18 protein-coding genes and 1 pseudogene are annotated in these 21,958 nt (G+C 67.4%); 11 read left to right on the top strand and 8 right to left on the bottom strand.

What is annotated here, in order from left to right:
* Positions 1–8 precede the first annotated feature (8 nt).
* Positions 9–1,802, bottom strand: a complete 1,794-nt coding sequence (gcl, locus tag BLS74_RS30520; protein ID WP_093111244.1) for a glyoxylate carboligase — start codon at positions 1,800–1,802, stop codon at positions 9–11.
* 113 nt (positions 1,803–1,915) lie between these two features.
* Here gcl and BLS74_RS30525 point away from each other — a divergent pair, with 113 nt between their 5' ends.
* The gene (locus BLS74_RS30525) at positions 1,916–2,818 is read left to right on the top strand and encodes a LysR family transcriptional regulator (RefSeq protein ID WP_093111245.1); all 903 of its coding nucleotides are present in this window, start codon (positions 1,916–1,918) and stop codon (positions 2,816–2,818) included.
* A gap of 51 nt (positions 2,819–2,869) precedes the next feature.
* Here the strand turns inward: BLS74_RS30525 and BLS74_RS30530 are convergent, their stop codons facing one another.
* Positions 2,870–3,484, bottom strand: a complete 615-nt coding sequence (locus BLS74_RS30530; protein ID WP_093111247.1) for a LysE family translocator — start codon at positions 3,482–3,484, stop codon at positions 2,870–2,872.
* Positions 3,485–3,578: 94 nt separating this feature from the next.
* Here BLS74_RS30530 and BLS74_RS30535 point away from each other — a divergent pair, with 94 nt between their 5' ends.
* The 10 genes from BLS74_RS30535 to BLS74_RS30580 all read left to right on the top strand — a co-directional run bounded on the left by BLS74_RS30535 (position 3,579) and on the right by BLS74_RS30580 (position 15,942).
* Positions 3,579–4,679: a GlxA family transcriptional regulator gene (locus BLS74_RS30535; RefSeq protein WP_244504092.1), complete on the top strand. Its 1,101-nt coding sequence runs from the start codon at positions 3,579–3,581 to the stop codon at positions 4,677–4,679.
* Between the two features lie 86 nt (positions 4,680–4,765).
* The gene (locus tag BLS74_RS30540; protein WP_093111249.1) at positions 4,766–5,275 is read left to right on the top strand and encodes a sigma-70 family RNA polymerase sigma factor; all 510 of its coding nucleotides are present in this window, start codon (positions 4,766–4,768) and stop codon (positions 5,273–5,275) included.
* Positions 5,276–5,323: 48 nt separating this feature from the next.
* Positions 5,324–6,364 carry a FecR family protein gene (locus BLS74_RS30545; RefSeq protein WP_093111251.1) on the top strand — a complete coding sequence of 347 codons (1,041 nt, stop codon included), beginning with the start codon at positions 5,324–5,326 and terminating at the stop codon, positions 6,362–6,364.
* A gap of 99 nt (positions 6,365–6,463) precedes the next feature.
* A complete protein-coding gene (locus tag BLS74_RS30550) occupies positions 6,464–8,842 on the top strand; it encodes a TonB-dependent siderophore receptor (protein WP_093111253.1) in 2,379 nt (792 codons plus the stop codon).
* A 23-nt stretch (positions 8,843–8,865) separates the two neighbouring features.
* Positions 8,866–10,179: a lysine N(6)-hydroxylase/L-ornithine N(5)-oxygenase family protein gene (locus BLS74_RS30555; protein ID WP_093111255.1), complete on the top strand. Its 1,314-nt coding sequence runs from the start codon at positions 8,866–8,868 to the stop codon at positions 10,177–10,179.
* Between the two features lie 11 nt (positions 10,180–10,190).
* Positions 10,191–11,411 carry an MFS transporter gene (locus BLS74_RS30560; protein WP_093111257.1) on the top strand — a complete coding sequence of 407 codons (1,221 nt, stop codon included), beginning with the start codon at positions 10,191–10,193 and terminating at the stop codon, positions 11,409–11,411.
* Complete coding sequence (locus BLS74_RS30565; protein ID WP_093111259.1) at positions 11,401–12,006, top strand: GNAT family N-acetyltransferase; 606 nt, start codon at positions 11,401–11,403, stop codon at positions 12,004–12,006. The genes BLS74_RS30560 and BLS74_RS30565 overlap by 11 nt, the downstream gene beginning before the upstream one ends.
* The gene (locus BLS74_RS30570; protein ID WP_093111260.1) at positions 12,003–13,886 is read left to right on the top strand and encodes an IucA/IucC family protein; all 1,884 of its coding nucleotides are present in this window, start codon (positions 12,003–12,005) and stop codon (positions 13,884–13,886) included. Before BLS74_RS30565 ends, BLS74_RS30570 begins: the two co-directional genes overlap by 4 nt.
* A complete protein-coding gene (locus BLS74_RS30575) occupies positions 13,883–14,683 on the top strand; it encodes a siderophore ferric iron reductase (protein WP_093111262.1) in 801 nt (266 codons plus the stop codon). The genes BLS74_RS30570 and BLS74_RS30575 overlap by 4 nt, the downstream gene beginning before the upstream one ends.
* Before the next feature lie 65 nt (positions 14,684–14,748).
* Positions 14,749–15,942, top strand: coding sequence for an aromatic ring-hydroxylating oxygenase subunit alpha (locus BLS74_RS30580; RefSeq protein ID WP_093111264.1), 1,194 nt, complete (start codon positions 14,749–14,751; stop codon positions 15,940–15,942).
* Here the strand turns inward: BLS74_RS30580 and BLS74_RS30585 are convergent.
* The 6 genes and pseudogenes from BLS74_RS30585 to BLS74_RS30610 form a co-directional block, all read right to left on the bottom strand.
* A complete protein-coding gene (locus tag BLS74_RS30585; RefSeq protein ID WP_093111266.1) occupies positions 15,897–17,390 on the bottom strand; it encodes a carotenoid oxygenase family protein in 1,494 nt (497 codons plus the stop codon). The genes BLS74_RS30580 and BLS74_RS30585 overlap by 46 nt on opposite strands.
* Before the next feature lie 7 nt (positions 17,391–17,397).
* Entirely contained in the window at positions 17,398–17,835 is a 438-nt protein-coding gene (locus BLS74_RS30590; RefSeq protein ID WP_093111268.1) for a DUF2141 domain-containing protein, read from the bottom strand.
* A 123-nt stretch (positions 17,836–17,958) separates the two neighbouring features.
* A complete protein-coding gene (locus BLS74_RS30595) occupies positions 17,959–19,026 on the bottom strand; it encodes an AI-2E family transporter (protein WP_093111270.1) in 1,068 nt (355 codons plus the stop codon).
* 37 nt (positions 19,027–19,063) lie between these two features.
* The gene (locus BLS74_RS30600) at positions 19,064–19,762 is read right to left on the bottom strand and encodes a GntR family transcriptional regulator (protein WP_093111272.1); all 699 of its coding nucleotides are present in this window, start codon (positions 19,760–19,762) and stop codon (positions 19,064–19,066) included.
* Positions 19,763–19,784: 22 nt separating this feature from the next.
* Positions 19,785–21,119 carry a C4-dicarboxylate transporter DctA gene (locus tag BLS74_RS30605; protein WP_093111274.1) on the bottom strand — a complete coding sequence of 445 codons (1,335 nt, stop codon included), beginning with the start codon at positions 21,117–21,119 and terminating at the stop codon, positions 19,785–19,787.
* A gap of 522 nt (positions 21,120–21,641) precedes the next feature.
* Positions 21,642–21,958, bottom strand: a pseudogene (locus BLS74_RS30610) (hypothetical protein); the annotation flags it as partial.

Genomic DNA, 21,958 nt, shown 5'->3' on the forward strand with positions numbered 1-21,958 from the left:
CTCGGGAATCAGTCGAGCATTGCCACGCCAACGGCCGTGGGCGCGTCTTCGCGGCTTTCGGCCAGCGGCTCGAATTCGTTGACGGCGTCGATCTCGGTGCCCATCGAGATGTTGGTCACGCGCTCCAGCATGACCTCGATCACCACCGGCACGCTGAACTCGGCCATCAATGCTTCGGCGCGCTGGATGGCGGGCTTCATCTCTTCCTGCTTGTAGACGCGGATCGCCTTGCAGCCCAGGCCCTCGATCACCTTGAGATGGTCCACGCCGTAGCTGCGCTCGACGCCGCTGTCAACGCCCGCGTTGATGTTCTCGAAGCCGAGCTGCACGCAGTAGTCCATCTCGAAACCGCGCTGCGCCTGGCGGATCAGGCCGAGGTACGAGTTGTTGACCACGATGTGGATGTAGGGCAGCTTGAACTGTGCGCCCACGGCCAGCTCCTCGATCATGAACTGGAAGTCGTAGTCGCCCGAGAGCGCGACGATCTTGCGCGTCGGGTCCGCGGCGCGCACGCCGAGCGCGGCGGGAATGGTCCAGCCCAGCGGGCCGGCCTGGCCGCAGTTGATCCAGTTGCGCGGGTTGTAGACGTGCAGGAACTGCGCGCCGGCGATCTGCGAAAGCCCGATGGTGCTCACGTAGCAGGTGTCGCGGCTGAAGTTGCGGTTCATGCACTGGTAGACGCGCTGCGGCTTCATCGGCACGTCGCCGAAGTTGGTCTTGCGCAGCATCGTCTTCTTGCGCTCCAGGCATTCGCCGGCCCACGTGCCGCGGTTCGGCAACTGGCCCTTGGCCTTCATGGCCTCTGCGACTTCGACGAAGAGCTCGAGCGCGGCCTTGGCGTCCGACACGATGCCGAGGTCGGGCGTGAAGACGCGGCCGATCTGCGTCGGCTCGATGTCGACGTGCACGAAGGTGCGGCCCTTGGTGTAGACCTCGACCGAGCCGGTGTGGCGATTCGCCCAGCGGTTGCCGATGCCGAGCACGAAGTCGGAAGCGAGCATGGTCGCGTTGCCGTAGCGGTGGCTGGTCTGCAGGCCGCACATGCCGGCCATCAGCGGATGGTCGTCGGGGATGGTGCCCCAGCCCATCAGGGTCGGGATCACCGGCACGCCGGTGGCCTCGGCGAAGCGCACCAGCAAGTCGCTGGCGTCGGCATTGATGATGCCGCCGCCGGCCACGATCAGCGGGCGCTCGGCCGCGTTCAACATCGCGATCGCCTTCTCGATCTGCGCGCGCGTGGCGGCCGGCTTGTAGGGGGTGAGCGGCTGGTAGGTGTCGATGTCGAACTCGATCTGCGCCATCTGCACGTCGAACGGCAGGTCGATCAGCACCGGGCCCGGGCGGCCCGAGCGCATCAGGTGGAAGGCCTGCTGGAACACCTGCGGCACCTGGCCCGGCTCGCGCACCGTGACCGACCACTTGGTGACCGGCTTGGAGATCGACTCGATGTCCACCGCCTGGAAGTCTTCCTTGTAGAGCCGCGCGCGCGGCGCCTGGCCGGTGATGCACAGGATCGGGATCGAATCGGCCCACGCCGAGTAGAGGCCGGTGATCATGTCGGTGCCGGCCGGCCCCGAGGTGCCGATGCACACGCCGATGTTGCCGGCGATGGCGCGGGTGTAGCCCTCGGCCATGTGCGAGGCGCCTTCGACGTGGCGCGCCAGGATGTGGGCGATGCTGCCGTGCTTGCGCAGCGCCGAGTAGAGCGGATTGATGGCGGCGCCGGGCACGCCGAAGGCCTGGGTCACGCCTTCTTTTTCCATCACCAGAACGGCGGCCTGGGCCGCGGTCATCTTTGCCATGTTGCTTGTCTCCTTCAGAGGCCTCGACTGTAGGAATTCGAGGCCTCGTGCAGAAGGCGGCGCCGGACCATAAAAGCTATTCCAGGGCGGAATAACTGGCTACGATCCAGGGCATGGATCGACTGTTGGCAATGGAGATGTTCGTGCGCGTGGTGGAGACCGGCAGCTTCTCCAAGGCGGCGCGCGAGTTCAACACCACCCAGCCCACGGTGACCAAGCAGGTCGCGGCCACCGAGGCGCGGCTCAAGGTGCGCCTGCTCAACCGCAACACGCGCGGCGTGAGCCTCACCGAATCGGGCGCGCTCTACTACGAGAAGTGCAAGTCCATCGTGCGCGAGACCGAGGAGGCCGAGAGCGTGGTGCGGCGGCGCGAATCGCAGGCGCAGGGGCTGTTGCGTGTCGGCACCTCGGTCGCCTTCGGCCGGCGCGTGGTGGTGCCGCTGGCGCTGGAGTACATGGCGCGCAACCCGCAGGTGCAGGTGGATCTCAGCTTCGAGGACCGCTACGTCGACCTGATTGCGCAGGGCATCGACGTCGCGGTGCGCATGGGCAAGCTGGCCGATTCCTCGCTGGGCGCGCGCTTTCTCGGCATGAACCCGTGGGTCATGGTGGCGGCGCCGGGCTACTTGAAGAAGCACGGCACGCCGAAGCGTGCGCAGGACCTGAGTGCGCACGTGGCGCTGATCTACAGCAGCGTGGTGGGCGACGACGTCTGGCGCATGCACACGCCCAAGGGGGAGCCGGTCACGGTGCCGGTCACGGGCCGGCTGCGCTCCAACAATCTTTCGGCCGTACTCGCCGCGGCACGCGAGGGGCTCGGCATCGCGCTGATGCCGCGCTACGTGGCGAGCGATTCGCTGGCCGCGGGCAAGGTGGTCGAGGTGCTGCCGGGCCATGCACTGCCCGAGCAGGAGATCCACGCCGTGTTCCCTTCGCCCAAGCTGGTGCCGGGGAAGGTATCGAGCTTCGTGGCCTTTCTGCAGGGGCGCTTTGGGGAAGGGTGGTGGGAACGGTAGGGCGACGTCGCTCAGCAGGGATGTCTCAGATCGGTGGTATCGGCCAATTGATCAGGGGCCCAGTGTCACGCCTGCGCCGATCAGCACGAACACGGCTCCGAAGATCTGGTTGAAGCGCTTGCCGCTGCGGTGCAGCCAGCCGCGCATGCTGCTGGCCAGCAAGGTCATCAGAAGTTCGACAAAGAACTCGATGACGGCGAATGTCGCGGCCATCGCGACGAACTGCGTCACGAGATCGCGATGCGGGTCGATGAAGGGCGGCAGGAACGCGACAAAGAACAGAACTGCCTTGGGGTTGGTCACCGCAGACAGGAAGCCCTGGCTGAAGAGGCTCCATCCGTGGCGCGGCAGCTGCCGCTGCGAAGCGACCTCGAGTGCAGGCGGCGGCGAGCGCCACACCTGGATGCCCAGCCACACGAGGTAGGCACCGCCGAGCCACTTCATCACCGTGAGCGCCTGTGCCGAAGCGCCCAGCACGGCACCGATGCCGAACATCGACAGCGCGAGCACGAGCACGAAGCCGAGCACGCCTCCGCAAATCGTGAACAGCGTGATGCGCCGCCCGTAGAGCGCGCCGTGCGTCAGCGCGAGCAAGCCGTTGGGGCCGGGCATCAAGGCCAGGCCGGTGGCTGCTGCCAGATAGATCAACCAAGTGCCGAGCGCCATGATTGCGAATCCGTACGAGTGAAGGAAAGTGGATGCACTGTCACACACCGTGGGTCAAACACCGAAGTAAGATTTGGACGTGTTACCAGCCGATTTGGACATCGCCAGAACCGCGGTTCGCAAGCGACCCGGCCGCGTCGTGCTGCCGCCTGCGCAGGCGAAGCCCATCGCGCCGGACGTGCGCGTGCTCATCCTTCCGCTGCCGGATTTCGCGCTGCTGCCCTTTGGCGGCTTTCTCGACAAGCTGCGCTTCTCGGCCGACGATGAGGACTACAGCCGGCAGCGCCATTGCCGCTGGGACATCGTGGGCCTCAAGGCCGGCACTGTCACTTCGAACAGCGGCGTGGAGATCTCGATCCAGCTCACGCCGCAGCAGGTGCGCTGGTCCGACTACGACTACCTCGTCGTCTTTGGCGGCCGCAGCGCCACCGACACGCGGCGCCGGGCGCGGGCCTACGCGTCGCTTGTCAAGGGCGCGGTGCGGCATGGGCTCACGCTCCTGAGCATGGACAACGGCTGCTTCCTGCTCGCAGAGCTTGGGCTGTTGGACGGGCACAAGGTCGCGCTGCATCCGCGGCACGCACTGGAATTCGAGGCCGCATTCCCGCGCATCCCCATCAAAACCGAGCAGCTCTATCTCTTTGATGGCAAGCGCATCACCTGCGCAGGCGGCAGCGCCGCGATCGACGTGGCCGTGGAGCTGCTGGTGCAGCACTGTGGCCGCGCACGCGCGCTCAAGGGCCTGGCTGACATGCTGGTTGACGAGCCGCGCGCAAGCCGCCATCTGCTCAAGTCGCAAAGTGCCGAGCCGCAGGTCGGCCGCTACGTCGGTCGCGCCATCGGCCTGATGCGCAAAAGGCTCGCCAGCACGTGTTCGGTCGCTGATATCGCGAGCAGCGTGGGCATCAGCCGGCGCCAGCTCGACCGCCGCTTCCTGCAGCAGTTCGAGCAGACCGCGCAAGCGTACTGGCAGGAGATGCGGCTGCAGCACCTTCGCTGGCGCTTGCTCAACGCCGATAGCAGTCTTGCCGCGCTGGCCGACGAAATCGGCGTGCGAGACGCAAGCTATGCCGGCAAGCTTTTCAGGCGTCGCTTCGGCATGAGCACGGGGGACTTCAGGAAAGAGGCCGAGAGGCAAAGAGTCGAGGCGGCGAATGCATCACCTGCGCTTTCGCGACGCGTGAGGCAGCGCTGAGGCCTGCAGGCCCTTCGTGGATCGGTCATACGGATCGTCCATAATGAGAATGACTCTCATTTGCTCTCCATTGCCAAAGTCGATTTGTGCTCGAGCGCTACTACCAGGAACTGCTGAATTTCTGCTCGCGCACGGCGCGCAGCCGCGATGCCGCGGCCGATCTGGTGCAGGAAAGCTATGCGCGCGTCCTCGCGGTGCAGCGCTCGGGGCAGGCGGTGCCCGAGCCGCGCGCGCTGCTCTATCGCACGGCGCGCAACCTGCAGATCGACCAGTACCGCCGCAGCGAAGTGCGCGGCGAGGCGCTGCAGCCGGATGCCGAGGAGGCCGCCCTCGATCTCGACGAACTGGCCGCGCCGCGGGCCTTCGAGCCCGACATGGCCGCCGCCTCGGGCCAGGCGGTGAGCGCCATGCTCGCCACCATCGACGCGCTGCCGCTGCGCTGCCGCGAGGCTTTCATCCTGCACAAGTTCGACGGCCTGCCGCATGTAGAGGTGGCCGAGCGCATGGGCATTTCGCGCAAGATGGTCGAGCAGCACATTCAACTGGCCATGCAGGCCTGCCGGCGCTGCAAGAACGCACTCGATGGCACGGCATAGGGTTTCAGGCCGCTCGTGCGTCTACATGAAGGAGCCGAATACTGCGCCATGACCACACAGCCGCCAGCCGAACCGCCAGCCGCGTCATCCGCAGAGCCCGAGAGCACGGCTCTGGATTGGCTCGTGCGCCAAAGGGGCGGGGGCTTCGGTGCCGCCGACGAAGCCGCGCTCCAGGCCTGGCTGGCTGCGGATGAGGCCCACGGCAAGGCCTTCGCGCGCTGGCAGCGCGACTGGGATGCGCTCGATGCGCTGCCGGCGGAGGGCGTGCGCAGCCTGCGGAAGAAGCTGGCCGGGGACAAGGCCGCGGCGCAGGCGCGATCGCATCGCCGCGCCTGGTGGCACCAGCTGACTGCCCTGGTACCGCAAGGGGCCGTCGCCGCAGCGGCTCTCGTGGTGTGCTGCGGCGGCTACCTGGCCTGGAACCACTGGCAGCAGCCGGTGTTCGCCCAGAGCTTTGCCACCGCGCGCGGCCAGGAGCTCGAGCTGACATTACCCGACGCCACCCACCTGCGGCTCGACACCGCGAGCCGTGCCGAGGTGATCTTCCATCGCCGGCGCCGCGAGCTGCGTTTGCCCGAGGGCCAGATCGAGCTTCAGGTCAAGTCCGATCCCTCGCGTCCTTTCGACGTGTGGGCGGGGCCGCTGCGCATCACGGTCGTCGGCACCCGTTTCTCGGTGCGCCACACACCCGGCATCGCGGGCAACCAGAACGTGCGCGTGGCGGTGGAGGAGGGCCGCGTGCGCGTGGCCGGCGATGGCGCCGCCGTAGAACTGAGGGGCGGCCAGCAGATCGTCAGCGATGCGGCAGGCCGGCTCGGCGCTGCGACTGCCGTGCCGGCCGCCGGCATCGCCCCCTGGCGCGACAGCCGCGTGAGTTTCGACAACGCGTCGGTGGCGCAGGCGCTGGCCGAATTCGAGCGCTATGGCCCCGCGAAGCTGATCGTGCGCGACCCGGCTGTGGCTGCGCTGCGGGTCACCGGTACTTTCGATCCGCGCCGGCTCGACAACTTCTCGCGCGCACTGCCGCAGGTGCTGCCGGTGCGGCTGCGCGAGCACGAAGGCATGACGGAGATCGTTTCGGCCAAGTAATCGCAAAGCGAAAAAAACTTTGCGGCCCACCTGGGGTTTCGCAAAGCCGGTGCGTCTACATGGGAAGGATTCTTATTTACCTTTCCCGCAAACGAACGCATGCCCTGCCCCCGCTTCCACGCCGCGCCGCTGGCTCTGTCCGCGGCATTCGCCTTTGCCGCTACCGCCGCGCACAGCCAAGCCTCCACCCCGGTGCCGATCAGCATCGCGGCGCAGCCGCTGGCGCAGGCGCTCAACGACCTGGCGCGCCAGACCGGGCTTGAACTGATGGTGCCGCCCGCGCTGGTGGCGGGCAAGACGGCGCCGGTCGTCTCGGGCCGGCTGACGCCCCGGCAGGCGCTGGACCGCGTGCTGGCCGGCAGCGGGCTGACGGCGTCTGTCGACGGCAATGCCGTGGTCGTCAAGGCGGCGCCGCCGACATCGGATGCCGCGCGCTTGCCGGTGGTGACGGTCAGCGCCAACGCGGAGCAGGACAGCGCCACCGGCGTGAACGGCTACGTCGCCAGGCGCAGCGCTTCGGGCTCCAAGACCGATACGCCCATCATCGAGACGCCGCAGTCCATCTCCGTGGTGACCAAGCGGCAGCTGGAAGACCAGAAGCCGCGCGCCATCAACGAGGCGCTCAACTACACGCCGGGCGCCTTCACCGGTCTCGTGGGCTCCTCCAACCGCTATGACTACGTGGCCCTGCGCGGCTTCAAGGACAGCAGCGTCGACAGCACCCTGCTCGACGGGCTGCGCATGCTGAGCGATCAGGGCAGCTACACCTCGATGCAGGTCGACCCCTATTTCCTGGAGCGCATCGACGTCGTGCGCGGGCCGGCCTCGGTGCTCTACGGGCGCGCGTCGCCGGGCGGTGTGGTGGCCCTGACCAGCATGACGCCGCAATTCGAGCCCCACCGCGAAGTCCAGCTCACAGTCGGCAACCGCAACCGCCTGGAGGGTGCGGTCGACCTCACGGGGCCCGTCGATTCCAACGGCGTGGCTGCGTTTCGCGTGACGGCGCTGGCGCGCAAGCTGGACTCGCAGTTCGACCACGTGAAGGAGGAGCGGCGCGCCATCGCGCCTTCGCTCTTGATCAAGCCCTCGAAGGCCACGCGCCTCTTGCTGCAGGCCTATCTCCAGGACGATCCGGAGGGCAGCTACCACAGCGGCGTGCCGGCGGACGGCAGCATCAACGCCAAGCACAACGGCCGCCGGATCTCGCGCTACTTCTTCGATGGCGATCCGAGCATCGAGAAATACCATCGCACCCAGCGTTTCGTCGGCTACCAGTTCGAGCATGCTTTCGGCGAGCAGCTGAAGTTCCGGCAGAACTTCCGCTACGTCACGGCGGACACCACGCTGCGCCAGGTCTACGGTTACGGCTGGGCGAGCGCCGACGAGTTGACGCGCTTCTACTCCGGCGCCCGCGAATCGACGCGCGGCCACACGATCGACAACCAGCTCGAAGGCCGCTTCCAGACGGGCGCGGTCGAGCACACGCTGCTCGCGGGCCTGGACTACCAGAAGCGCCAGGTCGACGGCAGTTGGGAGTCGGGAGGCGCGTTGCCGATCAACGTGTTCGCCCCCGTCTATGGCTTACCCGGCCTGAGCGACGTGACGAGCTTCCCTATCGACCGCCGCTTCGAGCAGACCGGCTTCTACCTGCAGGACCAGATGGCACTGGGCCGCTGGCGCCTCACGCTGGGCGGCCGCGAGGACCGGGCGAAGGCGTCGAACCAGATGGGCACCGGCGCCCCGGCGCAATGGAGCGGCTCCAAGTTCACCAAGCGCGTCGGCGCCGTCTACCTGTTCGACAACGGCGTCGCGCCCTACGTCGGCTATTCGGACGGCTTCAATCCGGGCCTGCGCAACGACCGGCAGGGCAACATCCTGCCGCCGGCCGAAACCGAGCAGGTGGAGGCCGGCGTCCGCTGGCAGCCCAAGGATTCGAACACGCTGCTCTCGGTGGCCGTGTACGACCTGGAGCAGAAGAACGTCGCCACGCGTCCGGTGGGCGCTGCCTACTTCGAGGCTGCCGGCAAGGTGCGCTCGCGCGGACTGGAGCTGGAGGCGCGCTCGCAGCTGACGCGCGACCTGTCGGTGCTGGCGACCTACACCTACACCGACATGAAGTACATCGAGTCGCCGGACGGCTTCACCGGCAAGACGCCCTACCAGGCGCCGCGCCACATGGCTTCGGTGTGGGGCGACTGGAGCTTCGCGCCGGGCTACACGGTGGGCGGTGGCGTGCGCTATGTGGGCACCAGCTGGGTCGACAACGCCAACAGCTTCAAGGTGCCCGCGTACCTGCTGGTGGACCTGATGCTGCGCATCGACCTCGGGCGCCTGAACCCGTCGCTCAAGGGCTCCAACCTGCGCCTGGCCGCGAACAACCTTTTCAACAAGTCGTATGTGGCGTCGTGCATGAACCAGGACTACTGCTACTGGGGCGACGCCCGCAACGTGACTGCAACCTTCACCTACCAGTGGTAGGGGAAACAAGGAGATGGCGTGCGATGAGACAAGACATTCATGAATTCATCGGAATCGGGCTCGGGCCCTTCAATCTGAGCCTGGCCTGCCTGGCGCAGCCCATTGCCGATCTGAACGGCATCTTCCTCGAGCGCAACACGGAGTTCAGCTGGCATCCGGGGATGCTGATCGACAACACCACGCTGCAGAACCCCTTCCTGGCCGACCTGGTGAGCCTGGCGGACCCGAAGAGCCGCTTCAGCTTCCTCAACTACTGCAAGGAAGAGGGCAAGATCTACTCGTACTATTTCCGCGAGAGCTTCTACCTGACGCGCGCCGAGTACAACCGCTACTGCCGATGGGCCGCGGCGCAGTTGAGCAACGTGCGCTTCGAGTACGAGGTGCAGGAAGTCGTCCACGACGCCGAGCGCAACTGCTATGTCGTGACCGGCGTGCGCGGGCCGAAGCGCGAGCCTTTCGTCCTGCGCGGCCGCAAGCTGGTGCTGGGCGTGGGCTCCAAGCCGCTGTTCCCCGCCTGCTGCAAGCCGAGCGAGCACCGCTATCTGCACACCGCCGACTACATCGAGAGCAAGGCGCAGCTGCAGCAGAAGCGCTCCATCACCATCGTCGGCAGCGGCCAGAGCGCGGCCGAGGTCTATCACGACCTGCTCAAGGAAGCCGAGGCGCACGACTACAGCCTGACCTGGATCACGCGCTCGCCGCGCTTCTTCCAGATGGAGACCACCAAGCTCACGCTGGAGATGTTCTCGCCGGACTACATCGACTACTTCTACAACCTCGACGAAGAGAAGAAGGAGCGCATCGTCCGCACGCAGGACAGCCTCTACAAGGGCGTCAACGCCAGCCTGATCAACCAGATCTACGACCTGCTCGACGACCGCCGCACGCGCGGGCGGCTCCGCACGCACCTCATCACCAACTGCGAGCTGCAGGACTGCCGCTACGACGCCGCCGGTGGCAGCTACGAGATCGAATTCCGCCAGCTCGACTGCGAGGCGCGCTATGCGCACCGCACCGAGGGCCTGGTCTTCGCCACCGGCTACCGCGAGAACATCCCGCCCTTCATCGAGGGCATCCGCCATCGCCTGCGCTGGGACGAGAAGGGCCGTTACCGGCTGGCGCGCAACTACGCGGCGGACTTCAACGGCAACGAGATCTTCGTGCAGAACGCCGGCCAGCACACCCACGGCATGACCAACCAGGACCTCGGCATGAGCTGCTGGCGCAACTCCTACATCCTGCGCGAGCTGACGGGCGTGGAGCACTACCGCATCGAGCGGCGCATCGCGATCCAGGATTTTTCGATTCCCGCGAGCGCGGATTTCGTCAGGCTCTGAAGCGGAACACCATGAGCCTCAGATTTCACATCATCGCGATGACGGTGCTGGCCGTCATCAGCGACGCCATCCTGATTCCTTTCTATCCGCAGTTCTTCAGTGAACGCTACGGGCTGGACAGCGCGGTCCACGTGGGCGCCTACGTGGCGGCCATCTCGATCGCGGTGATGTGCACGCTGCCGATCTGGGCGCGCGTGGCGCGCCGCGTCGAGCCTCTGTACCTGCTGGTCTACACGCAGTTCGCCGCCGGCACTTTCAGCCTGCTCTGCGACTGGGCGCCCGACGTCGAGACGTACTGGATGCTGTCGATGCTGATGTTCATGTGCAAGAGCAGCTACCTGCTGATGTACCCGTACATGATGCGCCTCACGCCCAAGGACGAGCACGCGGCCACCATCGGCGTGCTGTCGGTGGTGGTGCACTTCGGCGCCATCTTCGGCGCCGTGGTGGGCGGCCTGGTGCTCGAGGCCTGGGGGCCGCGCGCCAGCATCTATGCGATGGCCGCCGGCGACTTCTTCCAGATGGCGGTCTGCATGTACCTGATCCGGAGCGGCAAGATCGTGCGCGTCAACAGCGGCGAGCATGCGCAGGCGGCCGCCGCCGCTGCTGCCGCGCCGCGCCGCTTCGACTGGCGTGCCCGGCTGCCGATCCTGCGGCTGGCGCTGGTGATGCTGCTGTTCGACTTCAGCGCCTACCTGATCCGCCCCTTCTTCTCGGTTTACTGGCAGAAGACGACCGGCTACGACAGCGAGCTGATCTCCGGCATGGCCTTCGCCATCCCCGGCGTGGTCGCCATCGTCGCGCTGCGCCTGCATGCCCGCATCCGCGCGCGCGGCGGCCGGCTGCCCGACCACACCGTGGGCAACCTGCTGCTGGGCATGGTCGGCCTGCTGCTGCATGCCGCGCCGGACCCGGTGTGGATCGTGCTGGGGCGCGTGCTGTACGGCTGGGCGCTGTTCCAGATCATCGTCAAGCTCGAAGTCAACCTGTTTCGCCTGTCGACGCCTGAGCGCTATGCGCACGACTACAGCATCACCAACTTCTTCCAGAACCTGGGGGTGCTGCTGTCCTCGTTCGCGGCCGGCGCCATCGTCGATCGCTACGGGCTGCACCTGCCCTTCCTGCTGGCGGCGGGTGGCTTCGTGCTGACCGCGCTGCTGGATCGCCTGATCCTCAACGTGCCCAGCGCCGATCATGTGGCCAAGCTGGAGGTGCCGGCCCATGCGAATTGACAGCGTCCACCGCCGCGCCGAGGCCGCGCTGGCGTCGTACCGCGATGCGGAGGGCTTCGTGTTCCGAGCGCTGCGCATTCCGCAGGACGTGCCGATGCTGCACCGCTGGTTCACGCAGGAACGCGCCGCCTTCTGGCTGATGCAGGACAAGACCGAAGACGAAGTCCGCGAGGCCTACCAGGCCATGATGGATTCCGGCACCGCCACCGCCTACATCGGCCTGCACGAGGGCCGGACCGCCTTCCTGGCCGAATGCTACGACCCCGCGCACGACCGCATCCGCAGCTTCTACGAGGTGCGGCCCGGCGACCTGGGCATGCACATCTTCGTCGGGCCGTCGGATGTGCGCATTCGCGGCTTCACGCGCGCCGTGTTCCACGCGCTGATGCGCTTCATGTTCGCCCACCTGGGCGCCGAGCGCATTGTGGTGGAGCCGGACGCTATCAACCAAAAGATCCACGCACTGAACCGGTCGGCAGGCTTCGTCTACGACCGCGACGTTGTCTTCACCGAGAAGATCGCCAGCCTCGCCTTCTGCACCCGGCGAGATTTTGAACAGGCCACGGCCGCCACCCTGGAGGAAATCCATCCATGAACCTCACCCTCGTGAACCAACTCTCGCAACGCCCGGCCGAGGCCGCCGCACACCTGACGCCGGAGGTGTGGGCCCAGGCCAATCGCCTGCTGCTGCGCAAGGCGATCGCCGAATACGCGCACGAGGTGATCGTCGAGCCGGAGCAGCTGAAGCCGACCACCGGCGGCTTCGCGCTCTACGAGCTGCTGTCGGACGACGGCGCCGTGCGCTATCTGTTCGAGGCGCAATGCCTGGCACTGCGCCATTGGCATATCAAGCCGGAGTCGATCCGCAAGCTGGTGGGCGACGTCGACGAGCCGCTCGATGCGTTGCAGTTCATCATCGAATGCCGCCAGCGCCTGGGTATCCGCGAGGACCTGCTGCCGATCTACCTCGACGAGATCAGCAGCACGCTGTTCGCCAGCGCCTTCAAGCGCATGAAGGCCGATGCGCCCAGCAGCGCCGAGCTCGCCGACGCCACGGACTTCCAGACCATCGAGGTCGGCATGACCGAAGGTCACCCGGGCTTCGTCGCCAACAACGGGCGGCTGGGCTTCAATGCGGTCGACTACCGCGCCTATGCGCCGGAGGCCGGCTCCGACATCCGCGTGATCTGGCTGGCGGTGCACAAGGACAACGCCGCCTTCGCCAGCATCTCCACGCTGAGCTACGAGCAGCTGCTGGCCGAGGAACTGGGTGCCGAGACGGTCGGGCGCTTGACCGCCCGGCTGCACGAACTGGAGGTCGACCCGGCCGACTACTACCTGATGCCCGCGCATCCGTGGCAGTGGTTCAACAAGCTGTCGATCGCCTTCGCCGGCTACGTGGCGCGGCGCAAGATCATCTGCCTGGACTACGGCGACGACCGCTACATCGCCCAGCAGTCGATCCGCACCTTCTTCAACACCAGCGACCGTTCCAAGCGCTATGTGAAGACCTCGCTGTCGATCCTGAACATGGGCTTCATGCGCGGCCTCTCGCCTTACTACATGTCGGGCACGCCGGCCATCAACGAGTTCATCAAGAAGCTGGTGACGGACGACGAGTTCCTGCGCGCGAACGGATTCACCATCCTGCAGGAGGTCGCCTCGATGGGCTTCCGCAACCACTACTACGAGGCCGCGATCCCGCTCGATACGCCCTACAAGAAGATGTTCTCGGCGCTGTGGCGCGAGAGCCCGCTGCCGCTGCTGCAGCCGGGCGAGCGCCTGATGACCATGGCCGCGCTGCTGCATGTCGACAAGGACGGCCATGCGCTGCTGCCCGAGCTGATTCGCCGCTCCGGCCTCCCCACCGTGGCCTGGCTGGGCCGCTATCTGCAGGCCTACCTGACGCCGCTGCTGCATTGCTTCTATGCGCACGATCTGACCTTCATGCCGCACGGCGAGAACCTGATCCTGGTGCTCTCCGGCCAAGTGCCGGTGCGTGCCATCATGAAGGACATCGCCGAGGAATGCGCCATCCTCGACATCGCGGCCAAGGCAGGCCTGCCGGAGCGCGTCGATCGCATCGCGGTGGATGTGCCGGACCATTTCAAGCTGCTCGCCATCTTCATCGACGTGTTCGACGGCGTGCTGCGCCATATCAACCAGGTGCTGGTGGAAAACGACTGCTGCAGCGAAGACGAGTTCTGGCGCGCCGTGGCCGACTGCGTGCACGACTATCAGGATGCGCACCCGGAGCGCGCCGCCAAGTACGCGCACTACGACATGTTCGTGCCCGAGTTCCTGCATTCCTGCCTGAACCGCCTGCAGCTCGGCAACAACGTGCAGATGGTGAACCTGTCCGACCCGGCCTCCAGCCTGAAGATGGCGGGCAACCTCGCGAACCCGATCGCCAAGTTCCGCCGCCGCCCGGCGGCGCAGGCGTCATCGGCCGCGCTGGCGGAAAGCGTGGCGTGACCCTCGGCATGCGGGTGAGCGTGAGCGGTTCCGTCGTTGCCGGCGCGATGCCGGCCGCGCGGCCCGATCCGGATCTCGCCCGCATGCTGCGGCTGGCGCAGCACGTCGTCCCCGGGCTGTGCGGCACGCAGGGCTGCGAAGCCTTGGCCGGCGCGCTGCGCGAAGCCGACCAGACAAGCCTGCGCGCGCTGTGCCGTCACTGGGCCGAGGCCTATCCGGAGGCCGGCGCGCACTACCGGGCGCTGCGCTGCTGGGGGCTGGCGATCTGGCAGCCGGTCTATCTGAGTGTGATCGCCGCGCACCTGGACACGCACGTGCCGCGGCTCGCCGGTCTCGCGCAGCCGGTGGCCGAGGGTTTTCCGCGCGGCTTCCAGCTGCCCGTCCATGCGCCGGTCACAGGGAGCGCATCGGCGCGCATGGATGCCGCGGCCGCCGAGCTGCGCGTGTTCTGCGATTCGATGCGCGCGGCGCTGGCACCCTCGGTGGCGCTGCATGCGCGCGCGGCCGATCGCCTGCAGGCCGAATGCGTGCTCGGCGCCTTGCTGCTGGTGCATCGCCACGCGCCGGCCTGCAGCGACAGCGAGCTCGCCGCACTCGGCGCGGCCTGGCTTGCGCGCCTCGGCATCGCCGGCGGCTGCGGTTTCTTCGCCTACCGGGCGCGCGACGGCACGCCCGCGCTCGCGCTCGACCGCAAGGTGTGCTGCCACCACTTCCGCCGCCGCGACGGCGAGCAGTGCAGCACCTGTCCCAAGCTCCCGCTCGACACGCGAATCGCCCGCCTGCTGGCCGATTCCTGATCCATTCCCGCGATGCGCCGCCGCCGGCCTGGCCCGGTGCATCCCGTCACGCCTTGGAGATTCCGATGAACGATGTCGCACGCCTCACGCATGTTCTGCCGGCGTCCACGCAACTGCCCGTCGATGCCTACTTCGACCCAGCCCTGTTCGCGCGCGAGCAGGAACTGATCTTCGATCGATCGGCCCGCTACGTCGGGCACGAGAAGACCGTCCCGCAGGTCGGCGACTGGCGCCGGCTCGCGCAGGAGGGCGGCGGCCGCGTGCTGGTGCGCAACGCCGAGGGGGTGACGCTGATGTCCAACGTCTGCCGGCACCGGCAGGCGCTGATCCTCGGCGGCGAGACCGGCGACGTGCGCGGGCTCGCCAACCCCAGCGGCAACCTGGGCGCGACCGGCGGCCACATCGTCTGCCCGCTGCACCGCTGGACCTACGACGACCGCGGCGAGCTGCTGGGCGCGCCGCAGTTCGAGCCCAAACCCTGCAAGAACCTGCAGCGCTTCGGCTTGCGCAACTGCCAGGGCCTGCTGTTCGAGGGCGCGCGCGATCCGGCGCAGGACATGGCGGCCCTGTTCGCGCGGCCGGAATTCGATTTCTCGGACTACGTGCTCGACCATGTCGAGGTTCATCAGTGCAACTACAACTGGAAGACCTTCATCGAGGTGTACCTGGAGGACTACCACGTCGCGCCGTTCCACCCGGGCCTGGGCGCTTTCGTCAGCTGCAGCGAGCTGCACTGGGACTTCGCCGACTGGTACAGCATGCAGCGCGTCGGCGTCCATCAATCGCTGAGCCAGCCCGGCTCGGAGGTCTATCGCACCTGGCACGAGCGCCTGCTGGACTACCGAACCGGCGCCGCGCCCGATTTCGGCGCGGTGTGGGTGACCTATTTCCCGACCCACATGATCGAGCTCTATCCGCATGTGCTGGTGCTGTCGACGCTCTATCCGAAGGGGCCGCAGGACACGGTCAATGTCGTCGAGTTCTACTACCCGGAGGAGATCGCTGCCTTCGAACGCGAGTTCGTCGAGGCGCAACGCGCCGCCTACATGGAAACCGCCAGGGAAGACGACGAGATCGGCGAGCGCATGGACGCGGGCCGCCGCGCGCTGCTCGAGCGCGGCGTCTCGGAGGTGGGGCCCTACCAGTCGCCTTTGGAGGACGGCATGTGGCACTTCCATGCCTGGTATCGGCAGATGATGGGGCCCGCCTTCCTTCAGGCCGGCACGAAAGCCCCGTGCAAGCCTAGCGGCAACGCATAGGGCAGCGTCGCCTGCGCCACCGGCCCGGCAGCCAGCCGATCGGCCGCAAAGCACGACAACAGCGTTCGCTTCTGCGCGATGTCGAGCACGGTGCCGAGGATCCAGCCCGGGCCCGTGCCGTCGGGCACGAACAGGTGTTCCTCCACCATCGCCTGCGGGCCGTAGGCGAAGCGCTGGCTGCGGCCGGTTTCGACATCGGTGCGCGCGACGGCGCCGAAGCCGGGCTGCTCGCGCTTGCCCTGCGTCGCATGCACCACGCTGCGATGGCGCAGGCCGACGCGGCGCGGGTCGATGCGCGGGAACTCGGCGTCCAGCGGCAGCGCCTCTTGCGTGGCCTGTCCGGTGGCGAGATTCAGCGTGGCCACGGTCAGGTACGGATCGGTGCTCTTCACGCGGCGAGCGCGCATCAGCTCGCGGTTGGTGGTGAACACCGAGCTGGCGTTCTCCGAGCGCACGTAGTCGATGTGGATCCGCGTGCCGCGCGGCGTGTTCTCTTCCCACGCATTGCCGACGTGGAACAGAAAACCCGCCGGCAGCGTGAGCAGCTGGCGCCGGTCCCAATTCTTCTTGTCGACCACCAGCGCGCGCATGCCGAGCTCCGGGCGCCACACGTGCGCATCGAGAAAGTTCGCGCCGGCCTCCTTGCGCTTGACGTCGTAGACCAGCGGCGGCATCAGGAAGACCAGGTGCTGCTCGGTGACGGCGAAGTCGTGGACCATCGGCAGCTCGGCCACCGGCACCACGGCCGCGCGGCGCAGCGCGCCGTCGGGTGCGATCTCGTAGAGCGCCAGCAGCCCCTGGCCGGAGCCGACGCCGAAGTTCCAGATCGTGCCGTCCGGGTCCACCCTGGGATGGGCCGAGAAGGGCATGCCGGCGAGGTCGGGGCGCCAGGTCTTCAGGCCCAGGGTGTCGAGCGTGCGTGCGTCGACGCGCGTGGCCGATCCGCCTTCCCACAGTGCGAGCACTTCGCCCGCGAGCGGCAGCACGCTGGTGTTGGCGACATTGATGCTGTCGGCCGAAGCCGGCGGCTCGACGCCCGGCGGGATCGTGCCGAAGGCCTCGGTCAGCCGGCGGCCGGCGCGCACTTCGGCCACGCGCTTGGGCGTCTGGACGTAGCGGCCCTGGTGATGGACCTGCGTGCCTTCGATGACGAAGCGATGCACCATGCCGTCGCCGTCGAACCAGTGGTGGTAGCGCTCACCGCCCAGGTCGTGGCCCGTCGGGCCGATGCGAAAGAGCGTGCCCGCGACCGCGTCGGGGAAGCGGCCGCGCACCGCGGTGCGGGCGACCGGCAGGTCGGCCGGTGGCGTGGCGAAGCCGATCTTCCAGGGCGCATCGGAGGCTTCGAAGTCGGCTTGCCAGCTGTCGGTGCCGGCATGCACGATAGAGGTCAGCAGGGGAGTGGCGCCGGCCGATGCGAGCAGGCGCAGGAGTTCGCGTCTTAGCATCTCCGCCTCAGCGCAGGTGGATGACGGTCTTGAGATCGGCATCGACGCTGAACGCCGCGGCATCGAAGCCCGGCGCGGCGCGGTTGCCCTTGGCGTCGTTCGAGAAGCCGTAGCGTTCGGTCGGCATGCCCATGGGGTTGGTGTCGAGCTTGCCGTTTCCGTTCTCGTCCGCGAACACTCGCAGCGCATAGCGTCCGGGCGCCAGGCCAGGGAAGGCGAGCCGGGCCGCGCCGGCGCGCAGCGGCACGGTCTGGGCCGCCAGCGCCTTGTTGCCGGCATAGCCTTCGGCGCTGTCGAACAGCGCGACATAGAGCGTGGCTTCGGTCGCCGGACCGTCCACGACGCTCAGGGTCAGGTCGGCGGCGAGCGCGCCCAGCGGGGCGAGCAGGGCGGCGGCGCACAGGGCGCGCGTGCCGCGGCGGGGCAGGGGAGCAGAAGGATTCATGAGGGCCTCATCGGAAGTGGAGGCCCGAAGATCGCGCGGCCGCCGGCTGCTGCCCAGCGCCATGCGACGGAATGCAGAATGCGCGCGCCAAATGCGAGAGCGGCGGGCGAAGCGCGCCCGGATTCAGGTCGGCGGCTCGTCCTGCTCCTCGTTCGACGAGGAGAACAGGTCCCAGGCGGCCAGGAATAGCGCGGCGATCACCGGCCCGATCACGAAGCCGTTGATGCCGAAGAGTGCCATGCCGCCGATGGTGGAGAGCAGCACGATGTAGTCGGGCATCTGGGTGTCCTTGCCGACCAGGAGCGGCCGCAGGATGTTGTCAACCAGCCCGATCACGACCACGCCGAAGACGATCAGGAACACGCCCTGCCAGATCTCGCCGGTGGCCAGGAAGTAGAGCGCCACGGGCAGCCAGATCAGCGCCGCGCCCACCGCCGGCAGCAGCGAGAGAAAGGCCATCAGCACGGCCCACAGCAGCGCGCCCTGCACGTCCAGGAACCAGAACGCGAGGCCGCCCAGCGCGCCCTGCACGGCCGCGACCGCCACGTTGCCCTTGATGGTGGCGCGGATCACGGTGGTGAACTTGTTGAGCAGGTAGTGCGTGTGCGGCCGCGCCAGCGGCAACGCCTCGCGCACCGACTTCGACAGCTCGGTGCCGTCGCGCAGCAGGAAGTACAGCAGGTACAGCATGACCGCGAAGCTGACCAGGAACTCGAAGGTGTTCTGCCCGATGTTGACCGCCTGTGTCGCGATCAGCTGGGTGCCCTGAGCCGCGCCCTGCGAGAGCTTGGCCAGCAGCGCTTCGATGTTGCCGAGGCCGAATCGGTCCAGCAGGTTGAGCAGCCATTGCGGCAAGGCGGCCGCGATCTGCTGCAGGTAGCGCACGAAGTTGATCTCGCCCGAGCGGATCTTCTGCGCCACCAGCGACACCTCCTGCACCAGCGAAGCGGTGACCATCGTGAGCGGGATGATCACGATCACAAGGCAGATCGTGAGCGTGGCGAGCGCCGCTAGGTTGCGCCGCTTGGGCATCTCCCTGAGCAGCCGCTTGTAGAGCGGCGTGAACAGGATGGCCAGCGCCACGCCCCAGAGTACCGCGCCGGAGAAGGGGGCCAGGATCCAGAAGAAGGCGGCCGTGACGGCCGCCAGCAGGAACAGGAAGACGCCGCGCTGGAGTTGGGGTGAATTCATACGCCGGCTACTGTAGCCGACCGGATTTTCCGTTCCCTCAGCGCGACGCGCGCGGCAGCGCCACCGGCGCCAGCGTGGCGCGCAGGCGCTCGTCGGCGCCCGGCGCGGCTTCGGCTTCGACCTGCAGCGCCTGCTCGACGTTGCCGATGTGGTCGAGCATTAGCTGCCGCGCGCGCTTCGTGTCGCCGGCCTCCAGCGCGGCCACGATCGCCGCATGCTCGGCGCACGATTGCCCGGCCTCGTGCTTCGACTGGAACAGCGTGGCCGCGAGCGTGGTGCGGGCCGTGAGGTCGCGCAGCACGTCGACCAGCAGGCGGTGGCCCATCTGGTCGGCCAGGCAGACATGGAAGTCGGCCAAGAGGAAGGCGCGCGTCGCGGCATCCGCGCCGGCGATGGCGCGCCTCTCGTCGGCGATGTGCTCGCGCAGCTTGCGGATCACCTTCGAGAGCGGCCGTCCCGCCTCGGCGAGGATGCCGGCCTCGACGATGCGGCGCGCGGCGAAGGCATCGCGCGCCTCTTCGGCCGAAGGCTGCACCACGTACCAGCCGCGGCGCGACTGCACCTCGACGAAGCCGCGCGCCTGCAGCTGCATCAGCGCCTCGCGCACCATGGTGCGGCTGACGCCGAAGTTCTCCGCCAGGTCCTGCTCGCCGAGGCGCTCGCCGGGCGCGAGCTTCTGCGCCAGGATGGCTTCGACCACGCGCTCGGCGATGGTGGTGGGCGTGACGTCGGTCATGGCGAGGGCTTGTGAATGAGCCCTAGTGTGCCGCGTGGGCGGCGCGCGCCGCGGCGACCGGGGAGTCGGGCTCTGCCAGCGGCTCGTCCTCGGGCGAGTGGGTGCCGTTCAGCACCGCATGGGCGCGCTCGCGGTCGATGTCGCCTTCCCAGGCCGCGATCGCGACGGTGGCGACACAGTTGCCAATCAGGTTGCCCAGGGCGCGTGCGATGCCCATGAACCAGTCGACCGAGAGCACCAGCACCAGCCCGATGGCCGGGATGGCGGGAATCGCATGCAGCGTGGCGGCCAGCACCACGATCGCCGAACCCGGCACGCCGTGCGCGCCCTTGGATGTGACCAGCGCGATCGCCAGGATGGTCAAGAGGTCGGTCATCGAGATCGGCGTGTTGGTCGCCTGCGCGATGAACACGGCCGCCAGCGTGATGTAGATCGAGAAGGCGTCGAGGTTGAAGGAGTAGCCGGTCGGGATCACCAGGCCCACCGTCGAGTCGCGGATGCCCATGTGGCGCAGCTTGGCCATGATCTGCGGCAGCACGCTGTCCGACGAGGTGGTGGCGAACACGATGGTCAGTTCCTCGCGCAGGTAGCGCAGCAGCTTGACGAGGCTGAAGCCCGAGAGCCGCATCACGAAGCCCAGCACCACGAACACGAAGACGATGACGGAAGCGTAGAAAAGCGCCACCAGCATGCCCAGCTGCTTGAGCGAGCCGATGCCGTACTTGCCCACGGTGAAGGCGATGGCGCCCAGCACGCCCAGCGGCGCCAGCTTGATGATGATGCCCATGATCTTGAACAGCACCTGCGAGAGCGTGTCGACGAAATCGCCGACCGGCTTGCCGCGCGGGCCCAGCAGCGCCAGCGCGCAGCCGAACAGCACCGCGAACAGCAGCACCTGCAGCACGTCGCCGGTGGCGAAGGCGTTGACCACCGTGGTCGGGATCAGCTTCATGAGGAAGTCGACCGTGCCGCCGCTGGTGAGCTTGTCGGCGTTCGAGGCATAGGCGCTCATGGCCGCGGCGTCGAGCGCGCCGGGGTCCACGTTCATGCCCACGCCGGGCTTGAACACGAAGGCCAGCACCAGGCCCATGGCCAGCGCGATGGTGGTCAGCACCTCGAAGTAGATCAGCGACTTGACGCCGACCCGGCCCACGCGCTTCAGGTCGCCTGCGCCGGCGATGCCGTGCACCACCACGCAGAACACCAGCACCGGGATGATCATCTTGATCAGCTTGATGAAGCCGTCGCCCAGCGGCTTGAGCTTGACAGCGAAGTCGGGATAGAACAGGCCCGCCAGCACGCCGAGCACCAGCGCGATGACCACCTGACCGAAGAGCGATTTGGCGAAACGGGGCATGGGAGAGTCTCCGTGTTTGGTTGCATGCAAGAGATCAGTAATCTTGCATACAAGCAATGTAGGCAAGATTCCGCGAATTGCTGCACGGGTTTTCCCGGGGATTGGTGTGCAGGTGTTCTGCGCCGCTGTTCTGTGAGAACAAACTCGTAGCCGGGGAAATAAAGTCGTAGTCCGTGGAATAAAGACGTAGAGCCGTGCCTTGCAAGCTTGCGCCTTGCGGAGGGGCGTTTCGTGTCACCGCGGCTCAGCGGTGTCGCACGGGGGCGTAACAAGCTCTGGACGGTGACCTTGGCTGCGTTCTGGTCCTCCTCCAGGGGAGCCTTTGACGGAGGTCGCTTCAAGGCACGGTTGGCCATTGAGGGGAGTTGTTTGATAGGCCGCGTGCACTGCGCCCTAAACCTCTACCGCTTTAGACTGATTGCGGCCACTCGCGCGGCATCGGTCGAACGACGGTTCGAGCGGAAACCAGTCGTTGAGACGTACCGGGTGAGAGCGTCTTCCGCTAACAGTCCCCTGCGTTGCTCAGCCAGCGGGATCGAACACCCTGAGGAAATCGCGTCGCGTCTTTGGCCCGTGGGTCCTGAAGTGAGGATCGGGGTTCTCCAGGTAGGCCATGCGCTTTCGGGCGACCGAGTCGCGGGCGGTGTATCGCTTCACTTCTGTCGGCGTCAAGCCGTACACGTTCGCGGCGTTGAGACCGAATATCTTGGCCCGCAGCGCAGGCGTCATCTCGGGATAGCCATGCCGTTCGCGCAGTTCCGCCGAGATCTGGAACGTCCGGAAGGCTTGGATCTGGTCCTGCGGTGAGCCGTACCAGATCGAATCCGTGCCCCACAGCA

The sequence above is a fragment of the Variovorax sp. CF079 genome (assembly GCF_900101545.1).
Lineage (GTDB): Bacteria > Pseudomonadota > Gammaproteobacteria > Burkholderiales > Burkholderiaceae_C > Variovorax.

Bases quoted from the DNA above. Each gene is read 5' to 3' on its own strand.
- gcl (WP_093111244.1), bottom strand. From the start codon at position 1,802: ATGGCAAAGATGACCGCGGCCCAGGCCGCCGTTCTGGTGATGGAAAAA.
- BLS74_RS30525 (WP_093111245.1), top strand. From the start codon at position 1,916: ATGGATCGACTGTTGGCAATGGAGATGTTCGTGCGCGTGGTGGAGACC.
- BLS74_RS30530 (WP_093111247.1), bottom strand. From the start codon at position 3,484: ATGGCGCTCGGCACTTGGTTGATCTATCTGGCAGCAGCCACCGGCCTG.
- BLS74_RS30545 (WP_093111251.1), top strand. From the start codon at position 5,324: ATGACCACACAGCCGCCAGCCGAACCGCCAGCCGCGTCATCCGCAGAG.
- BLS74_RS30550 (WP_093111253.1), top strand. From the start codon at position 6,464: ATGCCCTGCCCCCGCTTCCACGCCGCGCCGCTGGCTCTGTCCGCGGCA.
- BLS74_RS30555 (WP_093111255.1), top strand. From the start codon at position 8,866: ATGAGACAAGACATTCATGAATTCATCGGAATCGGGCTCGGGCCCTTC.
- BLS74_RS30560 (WP_093111257.1), top strand. From the start codon at position 10,191: ATGAGCCTCAGATTTCACATCATCGCGATGACGGTGCTGGCCGTCATC.
- BLS74_RS30565 (WP_093111259.1), top strand. From the start codon at position 11,401: ATGCGAATTGACAGCGTCCACCGCCGCGCCGAGGCCGCGCTGGCGTCG.
- BLS74_RS30570 (WP_093111260.1), top strand. From the start codon at position 12,003: ATGAACCTCACCCTCGTGAACCAACTCTCGCAACGCCCGGCCGAGGCC.
- BLS74_RS30580 (WP_093111264.1), top strand. From the start codon at position 14,749: ATGAACGATGTCGCACGCCTCACGCATGTTCTGCCGGCGTCCACGCAA.
- BLS74_RS30585 (WP_093111266.1), bottom strand. From the start codon at position 17,390: ATGCTAAGACGCGAACTCCTGCGCCTGCTCGCATCGGCCGGCGCCACT.
- BLS74_RS30590 (WP_093111268.1), bottom strand. From the start codon at position 17,835: ATGAATCCTTCTGCTCCCCTGCCCCGCCGCGGCACGCGCGCCCTGTGC.
- BLS74_RS30595 (WP_093111270.1), bottom strand. From the start codon at position 19,026: ATGAATTCACCCCAACTCCAGCGCGGCGTCTTCCTGTTCCTGCTGGCG.
- BLS74_RS30600 (WP_093111272.1), bottom strand. From the start codon at position 19,762: ATGACCGACGTCACGCCCACCACCATCGCCGAGCGCGTGGTCGAAGCC.
- BLS74_RS30605 (WP_093111274.1), bottom strand. From the start codon at position 21,119: ATGCCCCGTTTCGCCAAATCGCTCTTCGGTCAGGTGGTCATCGCGCTG.